Raw genomic sequence first — 13,884 nt, forward strand, 5'->3', positions numbered from 1 at the left:
GCGTTGCCGACGTCCGTAGGCTTACCGCCATGCGGCAGGAATGGCATCACTTCCGGTACCCCGGACCGGAGATCGGCGAGCCCGTCAGCGAGGAGTCGTTGGGGCTGGACCACTGGCGTGAGCTCCCGCGGGCACAGGTCCCGCCGTTTCCGGACCAGGTGGCCGTCGACGGTGTGATGGAGGTGCTCAACCTCGTTCCGCCGATCGTGGCGCCGTACGAGGTGGACCAGTTGCGCGACCGGCTGGCGCTGGTGGCCGACGGGAAGGCGTTCCTGCTCCAGGGCGGCGACTGCGCGGAGACGTTCGCGGACAACACCGAGGCGCATCTGCTCGCCAACGCGCGCACGCTTCTGCAGATGGCGGTCGTGCTGACCTACGGCGCGTCGCTGCCGGTGGTCAAGGTCGGCCGGGTCGCGGGACAGTACACGAAGCCGCGTTCGTCGCCGACGGACGCGCTGGGCCTACCGGCGTACCGCGGCGACCTGATCAACTCGCTGGACACCACGCCCGAGGCCCGCGTCGCCGACCCGCAGCGGATGATCCGCGCGTACGCCAACGCGTCGAGCGCCATGAACATGCTGCGCGCCTACCTCGGCGGCGGCATGGCCGACCTGCACGCCGTCCACGACTGGAACAAGGACTTCGTGCGCACGTCGGCCGCCGGCCAGCGGTACGAGGCCATCGGGCGGGAGATCGACCGGGCGCTCGGCTTCATGCAGGCCTGCGGCGTGCAGGACAACGAGGAACTGCGCCGGGTCACGCTCTACTGTTCGCACGAGGCGCTGGCCCTGGAGTACGAACGCCCGCTGACCCGCATCGTCGGCGACAAGGCGTACGGCCTCTCCGGCCACTTCCTGTGGATCGGTGAACGCACCCGCCAGCTCGACCACGCGCACATCGACTACATCTCGCGCATCGCCAACCCGATCGGCGTGAAGCTCGGCCCCGGCACCTCGCCCGAGACCGCGATCGAACTGTGCGAGAAGCTCAACCCGCAGAACATCCCCGGCCGGCTGACCCTGATCAGCCGCATGGGCAACGGCAAGGTCCGCGACGTGCTGCCGTCCATCGTGGAGAAGGTCACCGCCGCGGGCTGCCGCGTCGTGTGGCAGTGCGACCCGATGCACGGCAACACGGTCGAGTCCTCCAACGGCTACAAGACCCGCCACTTCGACCGGATCGTCGACGAGGTGCTCGGCTACTTCGAGGTGCACCGCCAGCTCGGCACGCACCCGGGCGGCCTGCACGTCGAGCTGACCGGCGAGGACGTCACCGAGTGCCTCGGCGGCGCCCAGGCGATCGTCGACGAGGACCTGCCCGACCGCTACGAGACGGCCTGCGACCCGCGGCTCAACACGCAGCAGTCGCTGGAGCTGGCGTTCCTGGTGGCGGAGATGCTGCGCGGCTGACGGCGGCGGTGTGAAGCGGTCCTCCGGGGGTATGGCGATCGCACATTCCCTCAGGAGGACAGCATGCGACTCAACGACGACGACATCCGTCCGGGCGGCGCCGGCGCCGAAGGCCCGGCCGACGGCGGCGCGAACGCCCTGGTCGAGGATGGCGGCGCGGACAGCGGCGCCACCGCGCAGGGCAACGACACCACGGCCGTCGGGCCGGCCACCGGCGCCACCGAGGGCCCGGCGGACGGCGGCGCGAACGTGGCCGTCGAGGACGGCGGCGCCGACGGTGGCGCGTCCGGCGAGGGGACTGCCGACGGCGGGGCCGACCCGGACGGTGTCGACGCGGGTGCCGACGGCGCGGCCGAGGGCCCCGCGGACGGCGGCGCGAACGCGGTCGCCGAGGACGGCGGGGCCGACAGCGGCGCCCGATGACGCTCACCTCGCGTCCGCAGGGCTCCGCCCGCCCCGTGGCGGGGTCCGCGGATCGGGTCTCCCCGCCGCCGGCGGCGCCTTCGGGCGGCGACGGGCACGCGGCGTCGGACGGTGGTGCGGCGGCCCGCGCGGGTGGCGGTGACCGGGCGGCGGGCGTCGATCGGGCCGCGCTGCGGCGGTGCGTCGCGGTTGCCCCGGACGAGTTCGCGACCGTCCACTTCGGACGGACCCCGCTGCTGTCCCGGCCCCCGGACGGGTTCGCCGACCTGTTCGACGTCACGGCCGTCGACTCCCTCCTGAGCGAACGCGGGCTGCGCACGCCGTTCCTGCGGGTGGCGAAGGAGGGGCGGGTCCTGCCGGCGGAGCGCTTCGTCGGCAGCGGCGGCACCGGTGCGGAGGTCGCCGACCAGGTGCTCGACGAGAAGGTGCTGGCACTGCTCGGCGACGGGGCCACGCTCGTGCTCCAGGGGCTGCACCGGCTGTGGCCGCCGCTGATCCGGTTCGCTGTCGGGCTGCGGGCGGATCTCGGGCATCCCGTGCAGATCAACGGCTACGTCACGCCGCCGGGCAACCGGGGCTTCGCGACGCACTACGACACGCACGACGTGTTCGTGCTCCAGATCGCCGGCCGCAAGCGGTGGCGCATCCACCCGCCGGTGGTGCCCGACCCGCTCGAACGCCAGCCGTGGGGCGGGCGCGCCGACGAGGTGTCGGCCGCGGCCGACGGTGCGCCGTTCCTGGACGAGGTCTTCGCACCTGGGGACGCGCTGTACCTGCCCCGCGGGTGGCTGCACTCGGCGCAGGCCGTGGACGAACTGTCCGTGCACCTGACCATCGGCGTGAAGTCCTACACCCGGCACGACCTGTTGGGGGCGCTGCTCGACCTGGCCGTCAGCGAGCCGTCCCTGCGCAGGGGCCTGCCGATGGGTGTGGACGTCACCTCGGCCGCCGGCCTGGCCGGGGAGCTGGAGTCCACAGTGGACGCACTCCGGGACTGGCTGTCCACAGTGGATGCCGCCGACGTGGCGCGGCTGCTGGGTGCGCGGGACCGGACCTCCGCGCGGCCGGCCCCGCTCGCCCCGCTCGCACAGCTCGCGGCGGCCGACGCCCTGGACCCGGCGACGCCGGTGGCGCTGCGGCCCGGGCTGCGCCCGACCCTGCGGCCGTCGGGGGACCGCGTGATCATGTCGCTGTACGGGCGGACGCTGGACTTTCCGGGGTTCTGCGCGCCGGCGCTGGAACGCGTCCTGGCCGGCGAGCCGTGCAGGGCGCGGGACCTCCCGGGTCTGGACGACGCGGCGGACGGCATGGTCCTGCTCCGCCGTTTGCTCCGCGAGGCGGTCGTCGTACCGCTCTGACCGCGCCGATCTTGCAGTTGTGGTGCCCGGCGCGTCCGGTTCTAGGCCGTTATGTCGCTGCCGCAACTGCAAGATCGGCGGAAGCGGAGGCAGGCGCGGAAGCGGCCGCGCGGAGCAGCGCGATGTCCGCCCGATGGCCGGCGTACTTCACGCCGTCGCGATCCGTGTGCGTCTCCACCAGGACCGGCACGCCACGCACCGCCTCGTGGGCCATCAACTCGGCGAACGCCGCCGCGCCGATCGTCCCGGCACCCAGGGACTCGTGGCGGTCGCGGGTGGAGCCGCACGTGTCCTTGGAGTCGTTCGCGTGGACGAGGCGCAGCCGGCCCGCGCCCACCGTGGCCACCAGGGTGTCCAGCGTCGCCGCCATCCCGCCCGGCGTCGCCAGGTCGTGACCGGCCGCCCACGCGTGACACGTGTCGAAGCACACGCCCAGCCCCGGGTGGTGATCCACCGCGGCCAGGTACGGGCCCAGGTCCTCGACCCGCTTGGCCAGGCAGCGACCGCCGCCCGCGCTCGGTTCGACGAGGAGGATCGGGTCGTCGTCGCCGATGCCGTCCAGCACGGGCAGCAGCACCTCGCGGACCTGCCGCAGCGCGTGCGGCGCATGGTCCTCGTCGACCGCGCTGCCGGCGTGGAAGACCACCGCCTCCGCACCGATCTCCTTCGCGCGGGACAGGCCGTGGCGGAGGCAGTCGATGGAGCGTTCGACCGTAGCCGGGGTCGGGGAGCCGATGTTGACCAGCAGGCACGCGTGCACGAACGCCGTCACGTCCCGCTCCGCGCACCCCGCCCGGAACGCCTCGTCCTGCTCGGGCCGGCCGGGCGGGAGCGCCCAGCCGCGGGAGTTCGACACGTACACCTGCACCACGTCAGCGCCGGTGGCGTCGATGTAGGGCATCGTCCCGGTGGCGAGTCCGCCGCCCGCGCTGGCGTGCCCGCCGATCCGCACCGCCGTCATATGCAGTACAGGGTGATCGTCGTGCCGCGCTTCTGGCGGCCCTGCGGGCTGTAGCCGATCACGGCGTTCGGTCCGCCGACGATGGCGACCACGAAGCCGAGCCCCTCCAGGTTGGCCTTGGCCTGCGCCGGGTTCTGGCCCTGCACGTTGGGCACCTCGACCTCCGGCGGCCCCTTGCTCACCGTCAACGTGACGGTCTGGCCCTTTTCCGCGCTGGAGCCCTCCGGCGGATCCTGGCCGATCACCTCGCCGGCCGGGCGGCTGTCCTCCTTCTCCGAGGTCACCACCTGCAGGCCGAGCAGGCTGAGCGCGTTGGTGGCCTGGCTGACGTTCTGGCCGATGACGCGCGGGACGGTCAGCGGCGCGCGGCCCTTGCTGACGATCAGCGTGAGCTTGAACCCGGGCGAGACCTCCTGGCCGTTGGCCGGCGGGTCGGTCCCGATGACGCGGCCCTTCTCGACCACGTCGCTGTAGTCGTCGCGGCGTTCGACGACCACCTTCAGGTCCTTGAGCTGCTGCATGGCGAGGTCGACCTCGTAGCCCACGAGATCGGGCAGGACGAACTTCTCCGGTCCCAGGGACAGCGTCAACGTGAGCGTGCCGCCCGACGCGATGCGTTCACCGGCCGCCGGCTGCTGGGCGAGCACCCGGTCCTTCGGCGCCTTGTCGTCGAAGCGCGGCTCGGTGTACTTCACGGTCAGGTCGAACTTCTTCGCCGTGGCCTCCGCCTCGGCCTTCGTCATCGCGACCACGCCCGGCGCCGGGTCGTACCGCCCGATGCCGAACCACCAGCCGCCGAAGGCCGCCAGCAGGCCGATCGTCACCAGCGCCGCCGCGAGCGCGATCCGCCCCCGCGGGTCCGCGTTGACCCGGCGCAGCAGGCCACCGATGCCGTCCGAGCGGGCCGGCGCGTTTCTGCGGGAACGTGGCCGGGGCGGCTCACCCGGCAGCCGGGCCCACGCGGGCCGGGCGCCCTCGACCCGGGGCAGCATCGTCGTTTCGCTCTCGCGCGGCCCCGCGATCTGCGGCACCACGACCGTCGGGCCGGACAGCAGCGGCGGCGTGTGCCGGGTCCGCACCGTCATGCCCACGTCCTCGCGGGCCGCCTGCACCTCGGCGAGCATGGCGCCCGCGTCGGTCGGCCGGCTGCCGGGGTCGCGGCGGGTGGCGCGCTCGACCAGTTCGTCCACGAGGGGCGGCAGCCCGGCGACGAACCGGGACGGCGGCGGGACGTCCTGCTGCACGTGCTGCCACGCCACGTCGACCGGCCGTTCGCCGTCGTACGGCACCTGGCCGGTGAGCATCTCGAACAGCACGATGCCGGCCGAGTACACGTCGGTGCGCGGGTCGGCGTGCCCGCTGGTGACCAGCTCGGGGGCCACGTAGGCGGCCGTCGCGAGCAGCTGCGGCGAGCCGGCGTCCTCGGTGCTGCGCTCCACCGCCCGGGCCAGCCCGAAGTCGGCGACCTTCACGACACCGTCGATGATCGCGTTGACCGTGCCGCCGGGGGATTCGGCGACCAGGATGTTCTCCGGCTTGACGTCGCGGTGCACCAGACCGGCCCGGTGCGCGGCGGCGACGGCGGCCAGCACCTGGTCCAGAACGGCCAGCGCCTCGGCCGGCTGGAGCCGACGCCGGTCGGCCAGCACCTCGCGCAGCGTGCGGCCGCGCACGTACTCCATCACCAGATAGGGGAGACCCTCGTGGGTGCCCTGGTCGTAGACGGCCACCACGTTGGGGTGGGTCAGCCGGGCGATCGTCGAGGCCTCGTCGATGAACCGGTCGACGAACCGCGGATCACTGGCCTGCGCCGGGTGAATGATCTTCAGCGCGACCTGGCGCTCCAGGCGCTCGTCGACGGCGGTGTACACGGTTGCCATGCCGCCCCGCGCCACGCGCGCCCGGACCCGGTAGCGCCCGTCGACGAGCGCACCGAGGAACGAATCGGTAACCGTGGTGTCCATCGCAGGCGAGTGTACGGCCGATGTGCCCAGATCTTCAGCGACCGTTGCGGTGCTGACGCCAACGGGGCACGTCGTCGCTGGCCGAAGGGGCCGCCGACGGGGCGGGCGACACGCTCGGATCGGGTGACTCGCTCACACTCGGTGACGGTGCGACGGTCGTCGCTTCCGGGATCGGCTGCTCGGACTCGCTCGGCGCCGTGATCGGGGAGTTCCGCCCTACGGGCTCCGGTCGGGCGGCCGGCCGGCGGGCCGTCTCGGGGCGGACCGTCTCCGGTGTGCCCTCGTCCGTCGGGTCGGCCTCCTGGGTGGTGGTCGACGCCGGTGTGCCGTTGCCGGCCAGGGGCGCGGTGTCCGTTCCCATGGCGGCAAGACCACCGGAGACGGCCAGGACGGCACCCGCGGCACCGCCCGCGACGAGCAACGCGACCCCCGTCAGGGGGACCAGCCGCGACCGCGACTCCCCGTCCGGGGGCTCGATCTCCTTGGTGAACGCGCTGCCGAGCCGCGTGGCCCGGTGTGCGTCCAGGTCATAGCGCATCGAACGCCATACGCCGGCCGCCTCTCGGCCGATCCGGTCGAACACGTTGCCCACGTGATCCCCTTCGTGCGTGTGCCGCTACTGGTGGAGGCGGGTGGCGTGGCACCCTATTGCGGTGAGCGAAACTCCCGTCGAGCCGGCAGGCTGGGTCAACCTTCCCGACATCGCCGAACGTCTCTCGGTCCCCGTGACGCGGGTGCGGCAGATGCTGCGGGATCACCACCTGCTCGCCGTCCGCCGGGACGGGGTGCTCTACGTGCCGGCCGAACTCGTCGCCGGCCCGACCGTGCTCAAGCACCTTCCCGGGGTGCTCACCGTCCTCTTCGACGCTGGGTACAACGACGAAGAGGCCATGCGGTGGCTCTACACGGCGGATGACACCCTGCCGGGCTGCCCGGCCGCGGCGCTCAACGGGCCGCGCGCGACCGAGGTGAAGCGGCGCGCCCAGGCTCTGGGCTTTTGAGACATCTCGTATATCTCGGCGTTCTCGCGTTCTGCCTCTGCGGAGCGCTGTGGTTGGAACCGCTGCTGAAGGTCGGCGTGCTGCGCCGGTGGCGGCGGCTGGCGCTGACCGTGCTGCCCGTGGCGGTGATCTTCGTGCTGTGGGATCTCGCGGCGATCGCGGCCGGGCACTGGTGGTTCGACGAGGCGCAGATCACCGGGGTCTTCGCGCCGGGCGGGCTGCCGCTGGAGGAGATCCTGTTCTTCCTGGTGGTGCCGGTCTGCGCGATCCTGGGGTTCGAAGCGGTGCGTACCGTGCTGGGGCGTCGACGGTGAGCTACACGGCCGCCGCACTGCTCGGGGTCCTTCTCGCGGTGCTCGTGGACCTCTTCGTGCTCCGCACGCGGCTGGTGCTGCGGAAGGTGTTCTGGGCGACGTACCCGATCATCGTGTTCTTCCAGTTGCTGTCCAACGGGGTGCTCACCGGGCGGGGCGTGGTGCGCTACGACCCGGACGCGATCGTCGGGCTGCGGATCGTGTACGCGCCGGTCGAGGACCTGGTGTTCGGGTTCGCGCTGGTGCTGCTGACGCTGTCGCTGTGGATGTGGTGGGGGCGCCGCGGCGTAGACCCCACGCCCTGGGACTAGCGAAATTCGCCGGCCCGCACCGCGTCGGTGAACGCCGTCCACTCGCTCGGCGTGAACGCGACGGTCGGGCTGTCCGGATCGATCGAGTTTCGTAGGGCGACCAGTCCGCCGTTCAGGAACGCGACCTCGACGCAGTCGTCCGAGTCCCGGTCCACCTTGGTCCAGTGCACGGCGCCCAGTTCGATCGTCAGGCATGGCCAGCGGATTTCGCGTCCGTGTTGCTCGCGGCAGCCGGCGCACAGGCCGGCCTTGTCAGGCACATGTGAATCGGTCATGACGCCACCATGCCCTCGTGCATGAATCTAGTCAAGCAATTGCACTCCGATTGCACATCATGTGAGGATGGACGTCATTCGATGACCCGGCGAAGGGTGCAGTCATGCTGAAGTTGATGTTTCTCTGGAAGGACGACACCTCGGGTGGAGCGGGATGCCCGGCTCTGTACGCCACCGAGGGCGGTTACGTGGTGCAGGGACGCAAGCTCGACGACGCCACCCGCGCCGAGTTGCGACAGCTCGCCGATGACGAGGACGGCGTGTTCGTTCCGGCCAATGTGCTGGACCGGCTGCGGGAGCCACGCTGACCATGGGTGACCGGCCGCTCGACGACGATGAGTTCGTCGGTCTGCTCGGGACCTTCGCGTTCACGGCGTTCCGCCTGGAAAGCCAGGCCGAGTACTGCGAGCCCAGTGAGATCGACACGATTCGCCGATTCGCGGCGGGTGATCCGCAGGACCCCACCGAGGTGCCGTCGCTGCGCAGCTGGTTCGCACAGGTGCGCCGGTTGACAGCGGCCGGTCGTACCGTCGATCGGGTCCGGATCCACGACGAGCCGCCGACCGTGAGCCAGCGATGGGAGCAGTGGGCCGGCGCGTGGAACGTCGCGGCCGGTGAGCGCCTGCGGTACCTTTCCCGGCGCCGCGCCGAAGCGGTCGGTCTGCTGCCTGATGCCGGGCATTCGGACTGGTGGCTGCTTGATGACAGAAAGTTGATCGTGATGCGGTTCGACGGCCTGGGCAACCGCGTGCGCACGCACTTGACCGATGACCCCGGGTCGCTCGGCCGGGCGAGGTACTGGCGCGATCTCGCCCTGGCGCACGGAGTGGCACTCACGCACGCCGAGCCGGAGCAGGCTCCGTGAACAAGAAGGAGTGGCTCGCTGTGCCGGGCGGGGTGGCCGAACGGCTCCGCGCCCTGCACGACGCGACCGGGCTCAACGGAAAGGATTTCGCCGAACGACTCGGCTGGCACCCGTCGAAGGTGTCCAGAATTCGCGCCGGCCAGATCTTTCCGAGTGCCGACGACGTGACGGCGTGGGCGACGGCCGCGGGTGTGCCGCAGGCGAAGGACGATCTGTTGACGCTTCTCGCCGCCGCCGAACTGCTACGTAGGGACTTTCGGCAGCGCATGGCCCAAGGGCAGGCCGGCGTCCAGCGTGACTACAACCGGCTGGTCGCCGACTCGACCGTCATCCGGTACTTCGACACCGCCTGGATCCCGGGGTTCCTTCAGACCAGGGCCTACGCGCGGCGGGTTTTCGAGGAGATGCAGGAGTTGCACGGCGGCCGAGAGGACATCGACGAGGCGGTCGCCGTGCGGCTGGAACGCCAGCGGTATCTCCACGACCGGACGAAGATGTTCGACCTGTTGATCGACGAGCCGGTACTTCACCGGAACGTGTACCCGGCCGAGATCATGGAGCCGCAGCTGCACTACCTGCTGACCTGGCTCGACGCTCCCAATGTGCGCGTCGCCGTGCTGCCGATGCGCGGCGGGCACCGGCGCATGCCGCAGAACTCCTTCCAGATGTACGACGGAATCGTCGTGCTGGACCTGTTCCACGGTGAGGTCGACTGCGACGCGGAACTCTACTCACGGGTGATGGACGACATGCTGGAGATCGCCGCCACAGGCGCCGACGCCCGGGCTCTGATCCGCCGGGCCGTCGACGCCGTCACGGGCTGAGCACTGCTCAGACCTGGCGGCGGGTGGCCGCCTCCGCCAGCGCCGTGAGGACGGCCTTTGCCTCCGGCTCCAGCGTCGCCGTGTCCAGGGCGGCGAGGGCGTTCGCGGTGAGGTCGGCGATCCGCGCCTCGGTCCTCGCCAGGGCGCCGGAGCCGTCGATGATGCCGCGCAGCCGGTCCACCCCGGCGGCGTCGAGGTCGGGGTCGCCGAGGTGGCGTTCGAGATCCTTGCGGTCGGTGCCGTCGATCGCCTCCATCGCGGCCGCCACCAGGTAGGTGCGCTTGCCCTCGCGCAGGTCGTCGCCGGCCGGCTTGCCGGTCACCGCCGGGTCGCCGAAGACGCCGAGGACGTCGTCCCGCAGCTGGAACGCCTCGCCGAGCGGCAGCCCGTACCCGGAGTACGCGGCCAGCACGTCCGGGCCGGCGTCGGCGGCGGCCGCACCCATCAGCAGCGGGCGTTCGATCGTGTACTTGCCCGACTTGAACCGGGCGACGAGGCTCGCCCGCGCCGTGGTGGACAGCGCCGCCGCCTGCGTCTGCACGTCGAGATACTGGCCGACCGTCACCTCGGTGCGCATCTCGTCGAACTGCGGCCGCAGCCGCGCGATCGCCGCCGGGTCCAACCCGCTGGTGTGCAGCAGTTCATCGGACCAGACCATGCACAGGTCGCCGCAGAGGATCGCCGCGGCGGTCCCGAACGCGTCCGGGGAGCCGTGCCAGCCCGCGGAGCGGTGTGCGGCGGCGAACCGCCGGTGCACCGACGGCTCGCCCCGCCGGGTGTCGGAGCCGTCCATCACGTCGTCGTGGATCAGCGCGAGCCCCTGGACGAGTTCGAGGGAGGCGAACGCCGCGACGGCCGCGTCCGCGTCGACCCCGCCGGCACCCCGGTACCCCCAGTAGGCGAACGCGGGCCGGAGCCGCTTGCCGCCGGAGAGGAAGCGCTCGATCGTGTCGATGACCGGCGTGAGCGCCTCCGGATCGATGGCCTCCATGCGGCTGCGCTGTCCGGCGAGGAACCGGGAGAGGGCCGCGCCGACCCGGGAACGGAGATCGGCGCGGTCCAATGGATGTGAGGAGGGATCACGAGTCACCCCTCGGACGCTAGCCGGCATCCGGCAGGGTGCCACGGCCGGGTGCGATCGCCTGGGGATCGGCCCGGCCGGACGGCCCGCGACCACCACGAACGGTGATCGTCGAGATCCGTTCGGCGAGCGCCTGTGCGCGCATCGAGGCCCGCACCGACCCCGAACGCATCGCGTCGAGGCGCACCTCCCCGGCCAGCACCCGGGCCCGGTCGAACGCCCCGGCGTCGAGGTGCGCCTCGGCCAGGTACGACCGGTACAGCGCCGCCGGCCGGGGCTGCCCGATGCCGCGCAGCGCATGCTCGAGCAGCGGAACCGCGAGCCGCGGCCGGCCCAGCACCGCGAAGCACCGCCCGGTCATCGCCGTGAACTCCGGCTCGGTCAGCCAGTACAGCCACTCCGGATCGCTCCCGGGCGAACGCCCGTCGAACGCCGACTCGGCCGCACCCAGCGCACGCTCGGCGTCCGCCCGCTCGCCGGCCCGGGCCGCCGCCAGCGCCACCCGCTGCTGGAGCAACGCCCGCACGGCACCCGGAGCGCCCCGCGCCGCCTCGGCCGCACCGGCCGTGGCCAGGGCCAACGCCCGGCGCGGATCGTCGGCCAGGTGCGCGGCCGCCCCGAGCAGGTGCGCGGCGAGCGGACGGTCACCGGCGATCCGGGCCGCGCGGAGCCCGAGCCGGTGGGCCGCCCGCGCCCCGGCGTCGTCGCCCGCGTCGGCGTCGACCCAGCCCGCCAACTGGGCGAGCCCGGCCAGCCGGCGGACCCGGGAGCGCCGCGCCGATCGGGTACGCCGCAGCGCCGCCACCTCGCGGCGCAGCACCGCGTCGACGATCACGGCCAGGTCGCCGCCGCCGACCTGGTCGTCGAGGGCCCGCAGCCGGGGAAGATCGCGGGCCTCGGCGAGCAACGTGGAACGGGCGGGCGCGCCGAACACGTCCCGCCCGGGCGGTGCCGGCGGGACGGCCGACCGCGGCGGGGTGCGGGTCCGCAGCTCCCGGCTGGTGGCGGCCGCCGTCTCCAGCGCGGACAGCGGCAGCTCCAGCACCGCCGCGAGCCAGCGCAGCCAGTGGCCGCCGGGCACCCGCAGGTCCCGCTCCCAACGACTGATCTCGTGCCGGGTGACCGTGGCGGTCCCCGACGCGGCACACAACAACTCGGCCATCCGTAACTGGGAACGCCCCTGGCTCAGCCTGGTGCGCGCCAGCAGCGCCCCCAGCGACTCGGCGCCCCCTCCACCCGACAACGACATGGGCATGACCTCCTGCGCTCCGGACCCCCGACGGCAGTGGCGGAGCGGCGCCCGGGTGGGGCTGCTCCGGTGTTCGTATACCGGGTGGGTACGACGGTTTGGTGGCGGGCGGTGGGACGGATGACGCCGTCGGGCCGGTGGGCCGCTACAGTCGGTGCGTGGCGCTCGGTCTTCCTTCAGTCATGCCTGGGCGGTACCCGTCGATCGGCGACCTCGTGCGCGAGAGCGCACCGACCTTCTCGTTCGAGTTCTTCCCGCCGCGGGATGCCGACGGCGAGCGGCAGCTGTGGTCGGCGATCCGGGACCTGGAGTCGCTCAAGCCGTCGTTCGTGTCGATCACCTACGGGGCCGGCGGCTCGACGCGTGACAACACGGTCGCCGTCACCGAACGCATCGCCACCGAGACGACGCTGCTGCCGATGGCGCACCTGACGGCGGTCAACCACTCCGTCGCCGAGCTGCGCCACGTGATCGGCCGGATCGCCGCGGTCAACGTGCGCAACGTTCTCGCGGTGCGGGGCGATCCGCCGGGGAACCCCACGGCCGAATGGGTGCGCCACCCCGAGGGTGTGCTGTACGCCGACGAGCTGGTCCGGCTGGTCAAGGAGGCCGGTGACTTCTGCGTCGGCGTGGCGGCGTTCCCGTACCGGCACCCGCGTTCGCCCGACATCGAGACGGACACCGCCAACTTCGTGCGCAAGTGCCGGGCCGGTGCGGATTTCGCCGTGACGCAGATGTTCTTCGACGCCGACGAGTACCTGCGCCTGCGGGACCGGGTGGCGGCGGCCGGCGGCGACACGCCCATCCTTGCCGGGGTCATGCCGGTGACGACGATGAACACGATCGCGCGTTCGGAACAGCTGTCCGGTGCGCCGTTCCCGCGGCACCTGCTGGCCGAGTTCGAGCGGATCGCCGAGGACAAGGTGGCGGTGCGCAAGCTCGGCATCGAGCACGCGGCCCTCATGTGCGAACGCCTGCTCGCCGAGGGCGTGCCGGGGATCCACTTCATCACGCTCAACCGCTCCACGGCCACGCGGGAGATCTGGCAGCACCTGCGCGCCGATTCCGTGGTGTGAGCGGGCCTTCCGCCGACTCCGGCTCCCGCGCCGTCGGCTGGGACGAATACGCCGCGCGCTGGTCCGGGCTGCACGGCGGCTTCGATCCGCGTCGGGCGTCGCCGCTGGTGCGCGGCTGGCTGCGGATCGCCCATCGGGTCGCCTGCGGGCTGGCCGCGCTGCGGGTCGGTCCCGGGGCGGTGACGGCGTTCGGGGTGCTGCTCGGCGGGCTGGTGCCGGTGGCGGCGTTCGCGGGCGGCGGGGCGGTGCTCGGGGCGGCCGCGCTCGTGGTCGTCGGGGCGCTCGCCGACACGGTGGACGGTGCGCTCGCCGTGGTGCGCGACCGGGTCAGCGCGCGCGGCACCGTGTACGACTCCGTCGCCGACCGGCTCACCGAGGCGGCGTGGCTGGCCGCCTTCTGGGCGGTGGGCGCCGCGGGCTGGCCGGTCGTGGTGTGCGGGGCGGTCGCCTGGCTGCACGAGTACGTCCGGGCCCGGGCCACGGTGGCGGGGATGCCGGACATCGGCACGGTCACCGTCGCCGAACGCCCCACCCGCGTGCTCGTGGCGCTCTTCGGCCTGGCCGCCGCCGGCGGGGTGGCGTTTGTCGACGCGGAGCTCGCCCCGGTGGCGGCGGCCGTGGCGGTGGCGGTCTGGACGGTGCTGGGCGCGGTGGGCCTGGTTCAGCTGACGATCACGGTCCGCCGCGCCCTGTAGCCTCGCCGATCTTGCAGTTGTGGTGCGGACATTCCGCGCCCGGAGTGGGCAGGTCGGGCGCCACAACTGCAAGATCGG

General features: G+C 72.7%; 17 protein-coding genes. 11 read left to right on the forward strand and 6 right to left on the reverse strand.

The features are described from left to right. Positions 1-29: 29 nt before the first annotated feature. From Val02_RS33560 to Val02_RS33570, 3 genes are all read left to right on the forward strand, one after another. The gene (locus Val02_RS33560) at positions 30-1,409 is read left to right on the forward strand and encodes a class II 3-deoxy-7-phosphoheptulonate synthase (protein ID WP_203903295.1); all 1,380 of its coding nucleotides are present in this window, start codon (positions 30-32) and stop codon (positions 1,407-1,409) included. Positions 1,410-1,472: 63 nt separating this feature from the next. Next, a complete protein-coding gene (locus Val02_RS33565; RefSeq protein ID WP_203903296.1) occupies positions 1,473-1,832 on the forward strand; it encodes a hypothetical protein in 360 nt (119 codons plus the stop codon). Beyond that, a complete protein-coding gene (locus Val02_RS33570; protein WP_203903297.1) occupies positions 1,829-3,190 on the forward strand; it encodes a cupin domain-containing protein in 1,362 nt (453 codons plus the stop codon). Before Val02_RS33565 ends, Val02_RS33570 begins: the two co-directional genes overlap by 4 nt. A 49-nt stretch (positions 3,191-3,239) precedes the next feature. Here the strand turns inward: Val02_RS33570 and Val02_RS33575 are convergent, their stop codons facing one another. The 3 genes from Val02_RS33575 to Val02_RS33585 are packed head-to-tail and all read right to left on the reverse strand — an operon-like array spanning position 3,240 to position 6,707. Next, on the reverse strand, positions 3,240-4,151 hold the full coding sequence (locus Val02_RS33575) for a deoxyribonuclease IV (protein WP_203903298.1): 912 nt from the start codon (positions 4,149-4,151) through the stop codon (positions 3,240-3,242). After that, positions 4,148-6,115: a Stk1 family PASTA domain-containing Ser/Thr kinase gene (gene pknB, locus Val02_RS33580; RefSeq protein WP_203903299.1), complete on the reverse strand. Its 1,968-nt coding sequence runs from the start codon at positions 6,113-6,115 to the stop codon at positions 4,148-4,150. Before pknB ends, Val02_RS33575 begins: the two co-directional genes overlap by 4 nt. A gap of 34 nt (positions 6,116-6,149) precedes the next feature. Further along, a complete protein-coding gene (locus Val02_RS33585) occupies positions 6,150-6,707 on the reverse strand; it encodes a hypothetical protein (RefSeq protein WP_203903300.1) in 558 nt (185 codons plus the stop codon). A 61-nt stretch (positions 6,708-6,768) separates the two neighbouring features. Between Val02_RS33585 and Val02_RS33590 the strand changes: the two genes are divergently transcribed. Genes Val02_RS33590 through Val02_RS33600 form a run of 3 tightly spaced genes read left to right on the forward strand, consistent with a single transcriptional unit; the run spans position 6,769 to position 7,741 of the window. Next, positions 6,769-7,116, forward strand: coding sequence for an Rv2175c family DNA-binding protein (locus Val02_RS33590; RefSeq protein ID WP_239153534.1), 348 nt, complete (start codon positions 6,769-6,771; stop codon positions 7,114-7,116). After that, a complete protein-coding gene (locus Val02_RS33595; RefSeq protein ID WP_203903301.1) occupies positions 7,113-7,430 on the forward strand; it encodes a lycopene cyclase domain-containing protein in 318 nt (105 codons plus the stop codon). The genes Val02_RS33590 and Val02_RS33595 overlap by 4 nt, the downstream gene beginning before the upstream one ends. After that, entirely contained in the window at positions 7,427-7,741 is a 315-nt protein-coding gene (locus Val02_RS33600; protein WP_203903302.1) for a lycopene cyclase domain-containing protein, read from the forward strand. The genes Val02_RS33595 and Val02_RS33600 overlap by 4 nt, the downstream gene beginning before the upstream one ends. Here Val02_RS33600 and Val02_RS33605 read toward each other — a convergent pair. Further along, positions 7,738-8,016 carry a DUF397 domain-containing protein gene (locus tag Val02_RS33605; protein WP_203903303.1) on the reverse strand — a complete coding sequence of 93 codons (279 nt, stop codon included), beginning with the start codon at positions 8,014-8,016 and terminating at the stop codon, positions 7,738-7,740. The two genes, Val02_RS33600 and Val02_RS33605, sit on opposite strands and share 4 nt — an antisense overlap. A gap of 104 nt (positions 8,017-8,120) precedes the next feature. Between Val02_RS33605 and Val02_RS33610 the strand changes: the two genes are divergently transcribed. The 3 genes from Val02_RS33610 to Val02_RS33620 are packed head-to-tail and all read left to right on the forward strand — an operon-like array spanning position 8,121 to position 9,705. After that, on the forward strand, positions 8,121-8,324 hold the full coding sequence (locus Val02_RS33610) for a lipid A biosynthesis lauroyl acyltransferase (RefSeq protein WP_203903304.1): 204 nt from the start codon (positions 8,121-8,123) through the stop codon (positions 8,322-8,324). 2 nt (positions 8,325-8,326) lie between these two features. Continuing rightward, positions 8,327-8,881 (forward strand): DUF6879 family protein, encoded by a 555-nt coding sequence (locus tag Val02_RS33615; protein WP_203903305.1) that lies wholly within the window; start codon positions 8,327-8,329, stop codon positions 8,879-8,881. Further along, a complete protein-coding gene (locus Val02_RS33620) occupies positions 8,878-9,705 on the forward strand; it encodes a helix-turn-helix domain-containing protein (protein WP_203903306.1) in 828 nt (275 codons plus the stop codon). Before Val02_RS33615 ends, Val02_RS33620 begins: the two co-directional genes overlap by 4 nt. A 7-nt stretch (positions 9,706-9,712) precedes the next feature. On the opposite strand, the gene Val02_RS33625 is transcribed toward Val02_RS33620, so the two are convergent. Both Val02_RS33625 and Val02_RS33630 read right to left on the reverse strand, forming a co-directional pair. Next, the gene (locus Val02_RS33625) at positions 9,713-10,795 is read right to left on the reverse strand and encodes a polyprenyl synthetase family protein (RefSeq protein WP_373317983.1); all 1,083 of its coding nucleotides are present in this window, start codon (positions 10,793-10,795) and stop codon (positions 9,713-9,715) included. A 10-nt stretch (positions 10,796-10,805) separates the two neighbouring features. Continuing rightward, entirely contained in the window at positions 10,806-12,035 is a 1,230-nt protein-coding gene (locus tag Val02_RS33630; protein ID WP_203903307.1) for an NsdA family TPR-like regulatory protein, read from the reverse strand. A 158-nt stretch (positions 12,036-12,193) separates the two neighbouring features. Between Val02_RS33630 and metF the strand changes: the two genes are divergently transcribed. Beyond that, a complete protein-coding gene (gene metF / locus Val02_RS33635) occupies positions 12,194-13,111 on the forward strand; it encodes a methylenetetrahydrofolate reductase [NAD(P)H] (RefSeq protein ID WP_203903308.1) in 918 nt (305 codons plus the stop codon). Then, positions 13,108-13,806, forward strand: coding sequence for a CDP-alcohol phosphatidyltransferase family protein (locus tag Val02_RS33640; protein WP_203903309.1), 699 nt, complete (start codon positions 13,108-13,110; stop codon positions 13,804-13,806). Before metF ends, Val02_RS33640 begins: the two co-directional genes overlap by 4 nt. Positions 13,807-13,884: the final 78 nt, after the last annotated feature.

Source organism: Virgisporangium aliadipatigenens, from assembly GCF_016863615.1.
GTDB classification, from domain to species: domain Bacteria; phylum Actinomycetota; class Actinomycetes; order Mycobacteriales; family Micromonosporaceae; genus Virgisporangium; species Virgisporangium aliadipatigenens.